Genomic DNA, 12820 nt, shown 5'->3' on the forward strand with positions numbered 1-12820 from the left:
ACTACCTCAGTGCGAACGTTGACTCAACTTTCGAAAGTTGCTTCAATCAGGTGACGACCCGAGGGAGGCACCACCATGAGGCTGGCCGACATCAACGGCCGCGCGGCCGTCCTGACCGCGCCCGACCGCGCCGTGGACCTGGCCGACGCCAGCGGCGGCCGGTTCTCGCCGGACATCCAGCTCGCCTACGAGCAGTGGGACGAGGTGACGGCGTTCGCCGCGACGCTGGACGACAGCTCGGCGGTCGCGGTGTCGCCCGCGGACTACGGCAACCCGGTCCCCCGGCCCCGGCAGATCTACGCCATCGGCCTGAACTACACCGAGCACGCCAAGGAGTCGGGCTTCGCCGTGCCCGACTCGCCGACCGTGTTCACCAAGTTCGTCACCTGCCTGACCGGCCCGACCGGCGAGATCGCGCTGCCGCCGGGCAGCGTGGACTGGGAGGTCGAGCTGGTCGCGATCATCGGCAGGGCCGCCGACCACGTGGCCGTCGCCGACGCCTGGGACCACGTCGCCGGCCTGACCGTCGGCCAGGACCTGTCCGAGCGCGAGCTCCAGCGGACCGGCCCGGCGCCGCAGTTCAGCATGGCCAAGTCCTACCCCGGTTTCGGGCCGCTGGGCCCGGTCGTGGTCACGCCGGACGAGCTGCCCGACCGTGACGACCTGGAGCTGGGCTGCCTGATCGACGGCGAGCAGGTGCAGAAGGGCCGCACCGACGACCTGGTGTTCTCGGTGGCCGAGCTGGTGTCCTGGCTGTCGGCCATCACGCCGCTGCTGCCCGGCGACATCATCTTCACCGGCACCCCGTCCGGCGTGGGCATGGGCCGCAAGCCGCAGCGTTTCCTCAAGCCGGGTGAGGAACTCGTGACCTACATCGAGGGCATCGGCACCATGCGCCACACGTTCAGCGGCGGTGCGTGATGGCTCTGCACGGTCTGGCGGCCATCACCATCGGCGTCCCGGACGTGGCCGCGACCACCGCCTACTACACGGAATTCGGCCTCACGCCGTCGGATGACGGCTGGCTGTCCACTGTGGACGGCGGTCGCCAGCTGCGGATCGTGCCGGCGCCGACGCGGCGGCTGGTCGAGGTCGCCGTACGGGCCGATGACGCCGACGACCTCGGTGCCGTGGCCTCACGGCTGGCCGGCATCGACATCTCCGTGGACAAGAACGTCGAGAGCGTGACGGCGGTGGAGCCGGCGACCGGCGTGCGCGCCGTGGTCCGGATCGCGCCGCGTATCGCGCAGGAGCCGACCATCCCGCCGCCGTTCAACGCCCCCGGCCACGTGGTCCGCGTGGGCGCACGCACGCCGGGCATCTTGCGTACCAACAAGGTCAAGCCGCGCAAGCTCGGGCACGTCGTGATCGGCTCCACCGACTACGGCGCCACCCGCCGGTTCTTCACCGACGGCCTCGGCTTCAAGCTGAGCGACGAGATGAAGCACGAGGGCGCGTTCCTGCGCTGCTCCACCGATCACCACAACGTGTTGGTGCTCAAGGCACCCGTCACCTACATGCACCACAGTTCCTGGCAGGTCGACGACATCGACGAGGTCGGCCGCGGCGCGTCGGCCATGCTGGAGGAGCACCCCGAGCGGCACGTCTGGGGCCTCGGCCGGCACCACGCCGGCTCGAACTTCTTCTGGTACCTCAAGGATCCGGCCGGCAACTTCTCGGAGTACTACTCCGACATGGACTGCATCGTCGAGGACGCGGTGTGGAAGCCGGAAGTCCTTGAGGGGGCCAAGGGTCTGTTCAACTGGGGGCCGAAGCCGCCGCCGTCGTTCATCAAGCCCGAGGACCTGGCCGAGCTGATGACCGGCTCGCACCAGCCCGGCTGAGGTCTACGCCGGGGCGATCCTCGGGTTGCGGATGTGCTCGTACACCACGCTGGTCCGCACGTCCGCGACCTCGGGGCGCTCGGTCAACCGGTCGATGACGAAGCTGTACAGGCTGTTGTTGTCCGGCACGGCCACGTGAATGAGGAAGTCCTCGCTGCCGGAGACCACAAAAACGCCAATGGTCTCGGGCAGCCGGGCGGCCCACTGCCGGAACGCCTCGATGTGGCGGCGGGACGGCGGCCGGATGCGCACCGCGATCAGCGCCTGCACGCCGCGGCCGATGGCCGGCAGGTCGACGTCCACCAGGTAGCCCTTGATCACGCCGCGTTCGCGCAGCCCCCGCACTCGCTCCAGCGAGGTGGACGGCGAGACACCGGTCGCGGCGGCCAGGTCGCGGTTGGTCTGCCGTGCATCGTGCTGCAGGGCCAGCAGCAGCGCCTCATCAAGTTCGTCCAACATCCGTATTTCCGCTCCAGTGCCGAACGAAGTTCGGCACTCATGGTAAGTGCTAGTGACTCCGCCTAGCATCTCGGCCATCCACCGCACGTCATGAGGAGCTTGGCCATGCTGCCCGCGTTCGCCCCCGACGAGATCCGCATCGACCAGCCCACCCGGCAGGCCCGGCTGAAGTGGGTGATGGTCGTGGACCGCGACCTCAACCCCGGCCTGATCGCCAACGCCGTCGGCTGCCTGGCCGCCGCGGTCGGGCACGCCGTGCCCACGCTGCTCGGCCCCGGCGGCGCGGACGCCGTCGGCCAGCACCACCCGGGCCTGCCCTGGACCGGCTGCTCGATCCTGGCCGCCGACCGGGCCAAGGTCGCCGCGGTGCGGGCCAAGGCCATCGGCAAGATCGGCGTGCACGTGGTCGACATGCCGGAACCGGCGCAGACCAGCCGGGTGTACCAGGAGTACCTGGACACCCTGGCTTTGTCCGACGACCTCCGTTACTACGCGATCAGCCTGGTCGGGCCGCGCAACGTGGTCGACAAGCTGGTCGGCGGGCTACGCCTGCTGGGCTGATGCGTGCCACCGGCGGCGCATCAGGAAGATCACCAGCAGGCCGGCGGCGATGATGCCGAGGCCGATCGGGTTGGACACGGCCAGGAACACCGGGGTCGGCAGCAGCAGCGCGAGGGCAACGGCGACCACGGCGTGCAGGGTGAACATGCCGCCGAACACGAGGGTCAGCGCCAGCGCCCGGCCCTTGGTCGGCACCCGCATGCCGGGGTTGCGGCGGGACAGGAACTGGAAGATCACGCCGACCAGCGGCCGGCCGATCAACGCCGACAGCAGGAACAACACCCCGATCGGGCCGGTGATGATCACGCCCTGGACCTTCACGATCAGCCCGTCGCCACCGGTCAGCAGCTGCGCGGCCACGGCGACCACGAAGCCGACCACCGAGATCGCGCCGACGATGTCCAGCTTGCGGCGCACCAGGAAGCCGACAAGGGTGACGGCCAGCGGGATCGCGCCGGCGATGATCAGCGCGGTGACGTCGTCGGCGAAATACGGCCGCACCAGCGTGTACACCACCAGCGGCACCACCGCGTTGAGCACGATGCTCGGCAGGAACCGGCGTAGCTGGACGGGTTGCGGCGTGGTCATTGCTCTTCCTCCCCAGGTCGGGTTTCGACGCCGTTCAGCGTCCCGCCGACCGGGGTGGGGGTGCGTCGGCTCCGGGATGGAAGCCGGGTGGAGGTTCGTCTCCACCCTGGGGTCGACGCCTCAGCAGGCGAACTTCGCCCCGTCCCGGCTGACCAGGCCGCCGTCGAAGTGCGTCGGCAGCACCCGGGCCCCGCGATCGGCGGCCCAGCCGAGGATCTGTCGCCTCGACCGCCGCGCCCGCGCCCCGTCCAGGCAGAACATGCTGTCGGCGTCGGGCTCCAGGATCTGCGCCGGGTTGTGCAGCAGATCCCCGACGAACACGGCCTCGTCCCGCAGCTTGAGCACGCTCGACCCGGGCGTGTGGCCGGGCGCCGCCTCCAGCAGCAGCCCGTCGGCCACGCGGTGCGAGTCCCGCCACAGCACCGCCTGCCCGGCCTCGACCACCGGGCGCACGCTGTCGGCGACCACCTGGTCGTCGGCGAAATGCGCGTAGTCGGCCGCCGGGATGAGATAGGTGGCGTTGGGGAAGGTCGGCACCCAGCAGTCGTCGACCAGCCGCGTGTTCCAGCCGACGTGATCGGCGTGCAGGTGGGTGTTCACCACCACGTCCACCATGGCCGGCACCACCCCGACCGCGGCCAGCGCGATCAGGAAATCGGTCTCCAGCTGGTGGAACGACGGCATGTCCGGCCGGTCCTTGTGGTTGCCGATACCGGTGTCGACCAGCACGACCCGACCGCGGTCGCGGATCACCCAGGTCAGGGAGCTGCTGACCAGCCGGCCGTCGGCGGCGTCCCACAGGTCCGGGCGGTCGTCCCAGAACCGCTGCGGCAGGTCGGCGAACACCGCGGTCGGCGGGCGGGTCGGCCACGCCTTCTCCAGCACTCGGTCAATCTCGGCCATCCGCCGATGCTGACCGCTCGGGGCCGCCGGCGAATCAGTCATGTGACTGCCCCGGTGTCTGCCTACCGTACGGTTCCGGTCTCCCACGCCCAGATCGCCACTTCGGTGCGGTTGCGCGCGGCCAGTTTCCGTTGCACCGCGCCGAGGTGCGTCTTCACCGTGGACAGCGAGATGACCAGCTCGGCCGCGATCTCGGCGTTGGTGCGGCCGCGGGCCACCAGCCGGATGACGTCGAACTCGCGCTCGGTCAACGGCTCCAGCGGCTTGCGCTCGACCCGCGCCTCGGCGAAGTGGGCCAGCAGCCGGGTGGTGATCGACGGCGACACCAGCGCCTCGCCGTTGGCCGCCGCGTGCACGGCCTCGATCAGCAGGCCCGGCCCGGCGTCCTTGAGCAGGAAGCCGCAGGCCCCGGCGCGCAGCGCCGCGTGCACGTTCTCGTCCAGGTCGAAGGTGGTGACCACGACGACCCGCAGCGGATCCCGCACGTCGGGGCCGGCCAGCAGGCGAGTGGCCTGGAGGCCGTCCACCACCGGCATCTTGATGTCCATCAGGGTCACGTCGGGCCGCAGCTGCCGGGCCAGCGCCACGGCCTCCCGGCCGTCCGCGGCCTCGCCGACCACCTCGATGTCCGGTTCGCCGGTGAGGATCAGCCGGAACCCGGTCCGCACCATGGCCTGATCGTCGGCGACCAGGACCCGCAGGCTCACACGGTCCTCCCCAGTGGCAGTCGCGCGCACACCCGCCAGCGCTGTCCCGGCGCCGCGCCGGCCAGCAGACTACCGCCGAGCGCCTCGACCCGCTCCGCCATGCCGACCAGGCCGTACCCGCGATCGCCGGTCGGGGCGGACCGCACGCCGTCGTTGACGATCTCGACCACCAGCCGGTCGGCGTCGATGTGCACGTCCACCGCCAGTTCCCGGGCCTGCGGGGCATGCCGGTGGGCGTTGGTCACCGACTCCATGATCACGCGATGCACGGTCGTCGCGGCCTCGGGCGTCACCGCCAGCACGTCCAGTCCATCTTGGACGGTCAGCGTCACACCCGGCGGCACGGCTTGTTTCACGGCGTCGAGCAGATCGTTCGGCGTGGCCCCGAGATCGTTTGCGGTGCGGAGCATGCCGACCAGCCGGCGCATCGCCGCCAGCGCCTCGGCGCCGGCCTGCTCGATCTCGCCGAACACCTCGTCCCGTTCGGGCGCGACCCGGCGGCCGGCCTGCGCCAGCACGACCACGCCGGTGATGTGGTGCGCCACCAGGTCATGCAGCTCGCGGGCCAGCAGCAGCCGTTCGCCCGTGCGGACTTCGGTCAACGCGCTGCGGCGTCGGGAATCCGCGTCCCTGAGCACCAGGCCGACGGCCACCGCGCCGCCCCACAGCACGGCGACCGGCACCGCGAGCAGGCCGCCGAGGCCGTAACGGAACAGCGCCTGGACGATCATCGCCACCGCCCCGGCGGTCACCACGATCGCCGCCGGTACCGGGTTCAGCCGCCGGCTGGCCGAGCCGATGAGCAGCGCCAACGCCATCAGCGCGGTGACGTCGAGTTCCACCGGCAGCGGCTGGCCCAACTCGGCCGTGATCAGCAGGGCTCCCGTGCCGACAAGGGAAAGCGCCGCGACCACGCAGCCGAGCAACAGCACCCGGTTCGGAAACCGCCGGCGCAGCAAGGCCAACACCGCCACCGCCAGCGCCTGCCCGGGCACGAGCTCGAACGCCAGCGAGCTCGGCAGCTGCGTCGGCACGCCCGCGCGCACGGCCCAGCCGAAGTCCACGGCCAGCAGTAGGCCGAGCACCACGCACTCGGCCACGAGCGGACCCCGTCGGCCCGTCCAGCCGTGACTCATAGCGATGATCCTGCCGCCGATCGCCTGCCGCCGCCTCGACCGAAAGTCTGATTGCCAGTCACCACAACGGGGAATGCGGGGCGGCGGTGACCTGCCGGGACCGGTGGGCCCGCACGTTGGCGGCGTTGCCGCAGGTGGCGACGTCGCACCAGACCCGGCTGCCGTTGCGGGAAGAGTCGTAGAAGGCGATGGCGCAGCCCTCGTTGCGGCACACCTTGAGGCGAGGCCAGGTGCCGGTTGCCCGGGCCAGCAGGCATTCCGCGGCGACCGCGGCCTGGAACCACGACGCGCCGGCCGGCACGGCCACGGCGGACTCGGCGTCGATCCTGATCTCGACGGCGCCGACCAACGTCGCCGGCTCGCCCTTTACCAGGCGCCGCAAGGAATCACGGAGTTCCAGGAGGTCGAAGAGGTCCTCGTAGGTCAGTTCCGGCGCGCCCGGGATGCCGGCGAACCACGCCCGCGCGGTGTCCATGCCGGACAGCAGGTCCCAGTCCGGATACTTATGTGTGCCAACGGTGTTGAGCAGTTCCTGGGTGAGCCGGAGCTCGGCCGGGGCCGCGGCCAGGCCGTACCGGTCGGTGGCGGTCATCGGGTGCTCTCGTACACCCGCATGCTGATGGTGGCCAACTCCAGCAGCGGCGTCGGCACGTCGAGCTCGCGGGCCCGCTCCAGCAGGTCGCCGAGCAGATGCTCGGCCTCGGTGGGATAGCCGCTGCTCAGGTCGCGGAACATCGACGTGGCCGCCGGCGAAGCCGGATCGCCCACACCGGCCCGCAGCCGCTGATGGGCGGCCTCGGCCATCGGATAGCCGGCGGCCGTGGCGACGGCGGCGCACTCGTCGATCAGCGCAGCGGAGAACTGCGCGCCCCCGGCGGCGGCGATCTGGCCGATGGTGCCGCGCATCAAGCACGTCGCCCCGCCGTACGAGGCGATGAGCACCCACTTCGCCCACATGTCGGCGTCGATGTGCTCGGACAGCTCGGCCGGGAAACCGGCGCCGCCGAGCGTCGCGTGCAGCTCGGCCAGCCGCCCCGGCGAGGTGCCGACCCGCGCCCCGTAGGACATGTCCTCCAAGGGCCCGACCCGCAGGATGTTGCCGTCATCGTCCACAGTGGTCTGCACGCGAACCACGCCACCCAGCACCCGGTCCGCCCCGAACCGCTTGTCCAGCACGGCCAGGTGCCGCATCCCGTTCAGGAACGGCATGATCAGCGTGTCCGGGCCGACCGCGGGCGCGAAGTCCTCGATCGCCTGCTCGAGACCGGCCGCCTTGACCGACACCAGGATCACGTCGAACGTCTCGGCGATCTCACCGGTGACCAGCACCTTCGGCGTGATCACGAAGTCCTGCCCGGCGCCGTGCACCCGCAGCCCCCGCTCGCGCAGCAGCTCGGCCCGCCGCGGCCGGACCAGGAAGGTCACGTCCCGGCCGGCCGTGGCCAGCCTCGCGCCGAACAGCCCGCCGGTCGCCCCCGCGCCGATGACCAGGATGCGCACCCGTTTCCCCTCTCGTAAGACCCGTTCCCGTTTGACATCTTACGCGTCGCTGACCAGCAGGTACCGCTCGTCGTCGATCGGGCCGCCCCACAGCGCCGGATCGGTCAGCATCCGCACGTCGACGTGCCGGCGATGGCTCAGGACCAGCCGCCGGCACTGGTCGGCGGTGAGCCCGGCGCCGGTCGACCACCGACCTTCGACCAGCAGCAACCGGCCGCCCGGTCGGAGCAGCGCGACCCATTTCCGGACGGCCGCCGGCGGCAGCGTCCACAGCACGTGCCGGGCGAAGACCAGGTCGTAGGAGCAGGGTTCGAGCGGCGGATCGGCGGCGTCGCCGAGCAGCAGGGTCACGGAACCGGCGGCGGCGTCACCGGCCCGCAGCCTCACCGAATCGATGGTGTCGGCGCACTTGGTGCGGGCGATCTCCAGCATGCGGGGCGACTGGTCGACGCCGTGCACGTCGTGTCCGGCCTGCGCGAACAGCGCCGAGACGCTGCCGGTGCCGCAGCCCAGATCGGCGATCCGGGCGTGCGGGGAAGGCACCATCGGTGCCAACAGGGCGACCCAGGCCGCTTTCACCGCGGGGTCGCGCAGCCCGTGGTCCGGTTCGTCGTCGAAATTCGCCGCCGCCTCATCCCATGACATGGGCCCATCCTGGCGCTTGAATGGCGTGATGATCGTGCGAACGGCCACGCCGGCCGAACTGGCCGAGGTCGGCGAGCTGCGGGTGGCGGCCTATCACGCCGGGCACTTCCTCGACGCCATCCCGACCTACGCGGATCGCCTGCGCGCGCTGGGCGAGCACGGCGTGGTCCTGGTCGCCGTGGACGACAAAGAACTTCTCGGCACGATCATGCTGGAGCGCTGGCACGAGGACAGCGACATGGCCACCGGGCCCGAGGAGGCCGAGGTCCGGGCCCTGGCCGTCGCCCCGTCGGCGCAGGGCCGCGGCGTCGGGCGGGCGCTGGTGCGGGCCGTGGTCGACCTCGGTGTGGAGTGGCAGCTGCAACGGCTGGTGCTGTTCTCGCAGCCGGCGATGGTGGCCGCCCATCGCCTGTACGAGAAGGCCGGCTTCGTGCGGACCCCGGACCGCGACCATCTCAGTCCGACCTTCTCGTTGCTGGCCTACGGCCTGGAGCTGTAGCCGAGCCAGCCGAGCTTGTCGACGATCTCCCTGGCCGCGTCCTCCTCCGACCTTTCGTGCGTGGAGACGAGGAAGTCCCGGATCCGGTGCCGATCGTCGCGCGCGTGGAAGACGTCGACCCAGCGCCGCAGACCCTCCCGCCAGAACTCGTTCGGCTCGCGCGCCGTCACCCGCTCCTTGAGGACCGCTTCCGGCGCCGTCAGCTCGCACACCGTCAGGTTCGCGCCCGGGAGGGCGGCGCGCAGGAGCACCAGCTCCTGCTCGTCCGCGAGGACGGTCGGCAGCAGCAGCCGCAGGCCGGGAACCGCGGCATAGCGGGGCCAGATGGCCGTGAGGTTCTCGCGCGCGAAGGAACGGCCCGGACTGGGATGCACGATGGAGATCTCATCCATGTCGATCACCCCGTAGGCCAGGTCGGCCTCCCGCAGGATCTCGGAGATGACCCGCGCCAGCGTCGTCTTCCCGGCGCCCGGCGATCCGTGCAGCACGAGCACGTCCACGTTGTCCACCGGCCGAACCTAGCGTCGGCAGCCGGAACCGCTCAATCGCGTTTCGGTCTAGTGCGGCAGGCTGCGACGCGGCCGGCGGATCACCAAGTCCCGGTAGTCCTCGATGGCGTAGGCGATCTCGGTCATGGTGCGGGTTCGTTCCAGCTGGTCGAGGTATTTCACCGTGCGGGCCAGGCACATCAGGTCGACCGTGAAGTAGACGGCCATGAGCGGGTTGACAAAGAGCTCGCTGTCGCCGGTTCGGGTCGTCACGTGCACGTTGCCGAACTCACCCCGCACCGCCGCCGCGATCTGGCCGTTGACGATGCTCGGCCGCAGCGGCGTGGACGCCTGCGCGTGCGCCACGGCGTCGAGATAGGCCAGCGCCTCCGGCGAGTCCGGCGGGATCGACAGGGCGCCAAGGTAGCCGCCTTCCCGTTGCAGGGCAGCGAGATTCTCCAGCACGTCGGCGTGACTGACACCGTGGAAGGCGTCGATCCCGAAGCCGAGGCTGACCACCACACGGTCGACTCCGGACAGTCCCGCCACCGCCGCCAGGCTGGCCATGTCCTCCTCCGGCGTACCGACGCCGGCTTCGTCGCCTCGCATCAGGATGTCCGTGCCGCCATCGACCAGCACGATCGCGTCCAGCTCGTGCCGCCGCACCAGCGTCTGATACGCCGCTCGCAACGGTTGCACCCCGATACGCGGGAACGCATACACGGTCGACGGAATCCCTTGCGCCGCAAGCCAACGCGCCAACGTTCGCTCCGGGAAATAGCCCTCCCCGCCAGGGCTGTCCGGCGTCACCGCAGCCAGGCTCGGCTCGATCCAGTCGTCGATGTCCAGGCCGTCCAGGTCGCTGAAGGACAGGTTGGCCAGGTGCACCTCTTTTCCCATACCTCGCAACGCCATCGCCAGTGGTAGGCCGGCATACACGTCGAACCCGCCGCCCGCGCCGGCCAGCAGCACACGCTCCGCCCCAGCCAACCGCGCGAACAGCGGCGGCACCACCAACGAGCTCACAGCCAACACCTCTCCAACCGATCCACCCCGCGCCCGACCACCTCTTCAACACCGCCGTCCGCGAGGAGAATGCCTTGCCGATACGGGACCTTCCCCATCAGCGCGGCCTGCGAGTCGTAGCGGAACAGCACCTCGGGGCATCGGTTGCAGGCCAGCCAGGCGACATCGACCGGACTCGGCAGGCGCTCCCCGATCTCCAGGCCCTCCATGGTGTCCTCGACCTTGCGCCACCGCGGCCGGTCGACGTCCGGGCAGTACGGCAGGCTGTCCAAGACCCGCTTGCTGGACGCGGCCGCCTCGGCGATGCGGCCGCGCAGGGCGGCACTGATCGGCACGGACTCCTCGGACAGGTGATCGACGGCGGTCTCGAAGGCCAACGCGGACTCGTTGTGGTCCAGGTAATCCCGCGCATCGGCGGCCTGCTCGGCGGGCAGCAGCGCGCACAGCTCGTCGAACACCGTCTCGTCCCACGGCTGCATCAGATCGGCCGAAAGTCTGAGGCGGAACCACTCGCCGGGCCGAGGTGGCGGGCGGCGAGGGAGCCGAGGATCGGTGTCATGACCAAGGAGCTTCGCACCTCGTGGCTGCGCACCGCCAGCGGATTGGTGATCGCCGGGCTGACCGCCGTCGGATACACGCAAGGCTGGTACGGCACCGGCACGGAACAACTCGTCATCCAGGGCATTGTCTTCCTCTGTGGCATCGCCATGATCGTGCAGGGCGTGGCCGGTCTCGTCACGCAGCGGCGGCAGTAACACGGACCACCAGTGTGCGGGCGACGAGGTCGCCGACGCGCTGGTGGCGCGGGCTGAGCAGCATCACGATCAGCCCGGCCAGGCCGAACGCGAAGCCGTCGACCACCATGAGCAGCCACCGGAACGCGTACATGCGCAGTGTCGGCCTACCGCCCCACTCGGTGACGATCCGCAGGCCGAGCAGCCGCATCGCCGGCGTCCGGCCGCCGGTGCGGTTCGGCACCCACACGTCGACCACCAGACCTCCGATCAGCAGTGCGACAAGGAAAACCGTGGGCGGCAGGAACAGCAGGGACTGGTTGCCGTACACCACGAACACCAGCACGACGAGCAGCACGGCTGACGGCACGAACACGAGCAGCCGGTCGAGCAGCCACTGCGCGCAACGCCTCGACACCACACGTGTCTGGTCGTAGGTCTCAGCAGACGGCATAGCTGGCACCGAATCCCTCGGCCCGCCGGACGATCCGCCCGCCCCGCACCCGGATCCCGACCTCGGTTCCGTCCACTGTGGCCGGTACGCCGGCCGCGGCGGCCAGCTCGCCCGCGTCGTCGACGACAATCTGCACACGCGGCCAGGCCGGGACGGGAAACGCCTGGCGCAGATGCCAGCGGAAGTCCGCCAGCACCAGCCGGGCCAGCGCCGACAGCTCGGCCGGCTCGCCCGTGACGATCGCGATCGTCACGTCGTCCGACGGCGACGCCGCGCGGATCATCTCCTCCGCCGCCGACAACCGGTGCAGGCCAAGGACCGCCACCACGCCCTTGGCCGCCCGGATCGGCTCCCCGGTCAACAGGTCCACCGCCGCCGGCGGGCTCCAGGGTTCGTCCACGCCCCGAACCTGGGCCACGATCGGCGGCCGCGGCGGCCAGCTGTCGTTGAGCGCCAGATCGGCGAAGGACTCGCACGCCGCGATCACGTTGAACGGCTCAACGAAACCCGGCGCCGCCACCGCCAGCTGGCTCGCCCCGTGCAGCATGGTCAGCGCCGACTCCGCCACCCGCACCAGCCGGCCGCTCAGCGGGCTCAGGCTTTCGAGGGCCAGGCCGAGCAGGCTCGCCGTGAACCGGCTGAGTTGGGCATAGGGACGGCTCGTCTGCTCCGACGCCAGGACTTCCGGCATCAGATCCAGTCCCAGCCGCGCCGCTTCTCGGTCGTTGACCAGCGGCAGCCGCGTCACCCAGGCCCGGGCGAACGCCGCCAGCGCTTCCCGCGGCGTCAGCCCCACCTCGAAGTCACCCGGCAGCTCCGCGTTCTCGGCGTCCTCGGCCAGCACCGCGAAGTACAGCGCCCGCTTGCCCGGGAAGTTCGAGTACACCGCCCCTCGGGTCAGCTCCGCCCGCTCGGCAATGGCGTCGATCTTCGTCTCACGGAAGCCCCGTTCCGCGAACTCCGCCCTGGCCGCCGCCAGCACCCTGCCCCGGTTGCGCTCCTGCGCCTCCGCCCTGGTCAGCCGAGCCATGCCTCTCCTCGCTCACGCGGCACCGCCACCTGCGACCCGCCCCTCGCCGAGCCCGCCACCTTGTCACTGCTCCCCGCCGCCGGAACCGCCGCCGATCATGCCGCCGCGCCGCCAGGCCACTGAGCCGCTTGCCACCCGTCCCGCAACCACGCCGCTGCCGGCACCACGCCAGCCTTCTCCACCCACTCGCCGTCAGGCCCGCTTGCCGCGGCGACCAGCTCATGGTTGCACCGCTGCCTGTCGCGA

The 12820-nt window shown here is 71.0% G+C and carries 18 protein-coding genes; 5 read left to right on the forward strand and 13 right to left on the reverse strand.

Going from position 1 to position 12820, the window contains the following annotated elements:
* The first annotated feature begins 75 nt into the window (after nucleotides 1–75).
* Nucleotides 76–921 (forward strand): fumarylacetoacetate hydrolase family protein, encoded by an 846-nt coding sequence (locus tag M3Q35_RS21335; RefSeq protein WP_273943702.1) that lies wholly within the window; start codon nucleotides 76–78, stop codon nucleotides 919–921.
* Nucleotides 921–1844, forward strand: coding sequence for a VOC family protein (locus tag M3Q35_RS21340; RefSeq protein WP_273943703.1), 924 nt, complete (start codon nucleotides 921–923; stop codon nucleotides 1842–1844). Before M3Q35_RS21335 ends, M3Q35_RS21340 begins: the two co-directional genes overlap by 1 nt.
* A 3-nt stretch (nucleotides 1845–1847) precedes the next feature.
* Here the strand turns inward: M3Q35_RS21340 and M3Q35_RS21345 are convergent, their stop codons facing one another.
* Entirely contained in the window at nucleotides 1848–2303 is a 456-nt protein-coding gene (locus M3Q35_RS21345) for an Lrp/AsnC family transcriptional regulator (protein WP_273943704.1), read from the reverse strand.
* 105 nt (nucleotides 2304–2408) lie between these two features.
* On the opposite strand from M3Q35_RS21345, the gene M3Q35_RS21350 reads away from it, so the two are divergent.
* Entirely contained in the window at nucleotides 2409–2864 is a 456-nt protein-coding gene (locus tag M3Q35_RS21350; protein ID WP_273943706.1) for a DUF2000 domain-containing protein, read from the forward strand.
* On the opposite strand, the gene M3Q35_RS21355 is transcribed toward M3Q35_RS21350, so the two are convergent.
* The 7 genes from M3Q35_RS21355 to M3Q35_RS21385 form a co-directional block, all read right to left on the reverse strand.
* Nucleotides 2847–3452, reverse strand: coding sequence for a VC0807 family protein (locus tag M3Q35_RS21355; RefSeq protein WP_273943707.1), 606 nt, complete (start codon nucleotides 3450–3452; stop codon nucleotides 2847–2849). The two genes, M3Q35_RS21350 and M3Q35_RS21355, sit on opposite strands and share 18 nt — an antisense overlap.
* A 120-nt stretch (nucleotides 3453–3572) precedes the next feature.
* Nucleotides 3573–4355, reverse strand: a complete 783-nt coding sequence (locus tag M3Q35_RS21360) for an MBL fold metallo-hydrolase (protein ID WP_273943709.1) — start codon at nucleotides 4353–4355, stop codon at nucleotides 3573–3575.
* Nucleotides 4356–4417: 62 nt separating this feature from the next.
* Nucleotides 4418–5062, reverse strand: coding sequence for a response regulator (locus M3Q35_RS21365; protein WP_273943710.1), 645 nt, complete (start codon nucleotides 5060–5062; stop codon nucleotides 4418–4420).
* Nucleotides 5059–6198, reverse strand: a complete 1140-nt coding sequence (locus M3Q35_RS21370; protein WP_273943711.1) for a sensor histidine kinase — start codon at nucleotides 6196–6198, stop codon at nucleotides 5059–5061. The genes M3Q35_RS21365 and M3Q35_RS21370 overlap by 4 nt, the downstream gene beginning before the upstream one ends.
* A gap of 58 nt (nucleotides 6199–6256) precedes the next feature.
* Nucleotides 6257–6790, reverse strand: a complete 534-nt coding sequence (locus M3Q35_RS21375; protein WP_273943712.1) for a CGNR zinc finger domain-containing protein — start codon at nucleotides 6788–6790, stop codon at nucleotides 6257–6259.
* On the reverse strand, nucleotides 6787–7698 hold the full coding sequence (locus tag M3Q35_RS21380; RefSeq protein WP_273943713.1) for a ketopantoate reductase family protein: 912 nt from the start codon (nucleotides 7696–7698) through the stop codon (nucleotides 6787–6789). The genes M3Q35_RS21375 and M3Q35_RS21380 overlap by 4 nt, the downstream gene beginning before the upstream one ends.
* A 39-nt stretch (nucleotides 7699–7737) precedes the next feature.
* Complete coding sequence (locus M3Q35_RS21385; RefSeq protein WP_273943714.1) at nucleotides 7738–8343, reverse strand: class I SAM-dependent methyltransferase; 606 nt, start codon at nucleotides 8341–8343, stop codon at nucleotides 7738–7740.
* 28 nt (nucleotides 8344–8371) lie between these two features.
* Between M3Q35_RS21385 and M3Q35_RS21390 the strand changes: the two genes are divergently transcribed.
* Entirely contained in the window at nucleotides 8372–8842 is a 471-nt protein-coding gene (locus M3Q35_RS21390; protein ID WP_273943715.1) for a GNAT family N-acetyltransferase, read from the forward strand.
* Here M3Q35_RS21390 and M3Q35_RS21395 read toward each other — a convergent pair.
* From M3Q35_RS21395 to M3Q35_RS21405, 3 genes are read right to left on the reverse strand one after another with little or no spacing between them, the layout of a single operon-like run.
* The gene (locus M3Q35_RS21395) at nucleotides 8824–9351 is read right to left on the reverse strand and encodes an ATP-binding protein (RefSeq protein WP_273943716.1); all 528 of its coding nucleotides are present in this window, start codon (nucleotides 9349–9351) and stop codon (nucleotides 8824–8826) included. The two genes, M3Q35_RS21390 and M3Q35_RS21395, sit on opposite strands and share 19 nt — an antisense overlap.
* A gap of 48 nt (nucleotides 9352–9399) precedes the next feature.
* Nucleotides 9400–10356, reverse strand: a complete 957-nt coding sequence (locus M3Q35_RS21400; RefSeq protein ID WP_273943717.1) for a DUF1152 domain-containing protein — start codon at nucleotides 10354–10356, stop codon at nucleotides 9400–9402.
* The gene (locus M3Q35_RS21405; RefSeq protein ID WP_273943718.1) at nucleotides 10353–10835 is read right to left on the reverse strand and encodes a MafI family immunity protein; all 483 of its coding nucleotides are present in this window, start codon (nucleotides 10833–10835) and stop codon (nucleotides 10353–10355) included. Before M3Q35_RS21405 ends, M3Q35_RS21400 begins: the two co-directional genes overlap by 4 nt.
* Before the next feature lie 78 nt (nucleotides 10836–10913).
* Here M3Q35_RS21405 and M3Q35_RS21410 point away from each other — a divergent pair, with 78 nt between their 5' ends.
* On the forward strand, nucleotides 10914–11111 hold the full coding sequence (locus tag M3Q35_RS21410) for a hypothetical protein (RefSeq protein WP_273943719.1): 198 nt from the start codon (nucleotides 10914–10916) through the stop codon (nucleotides 11109–11111).
* Here the strand turns inward: M3Q35_RS21410 and M3Q35_RS21415 are convergent.
* Nucleotides 11092–11544: an RDD family protein gene (locus M3Q35_RS21415; protein ID WP_273943720.1), complete on the reverse strand. Its 453-nt coding sequence runs from the start codon at nucleotides 11542–11544 to the stop codon at nucleotides 11092–11094. The genes M3Q35_RS21410 and M3Q35_RS21415 overlap by 20 nt on opposite strands.
* Nucleotides 11531–12574 carry a TetR/AcrR family transcriptional regulator gene (locus M3Q35_RS21420; RefSeq protein ID WP_273943721.1) on the reverse strand — a complete coding sequence of 348 codons (1044 nt, stop codon included), beginning with the start codon at nucleotides 12572–12574 and terminating at the stop codon, nucleotides 11531–11533. Before M3Q35_RS21420 ends, M3Q35_RS21415 begins: the two co-directional genes overlap by 14 nt.
* Nucleotides 12575–12820: the final 246 nt, after the last annotated feature.

Origin of the sequence: Kutzneria chonburiensis (assembly GCF_028622115.1) — a bacterium.
In the GTDB taxonomy this organism is placed as follows: domain Bacteria; phylum Actinomycetota; class Actinomycetes; order Mycobacteriales; family Pseudonocardiaceae; genus Kutzneria; species Kutzneria chonburiensis.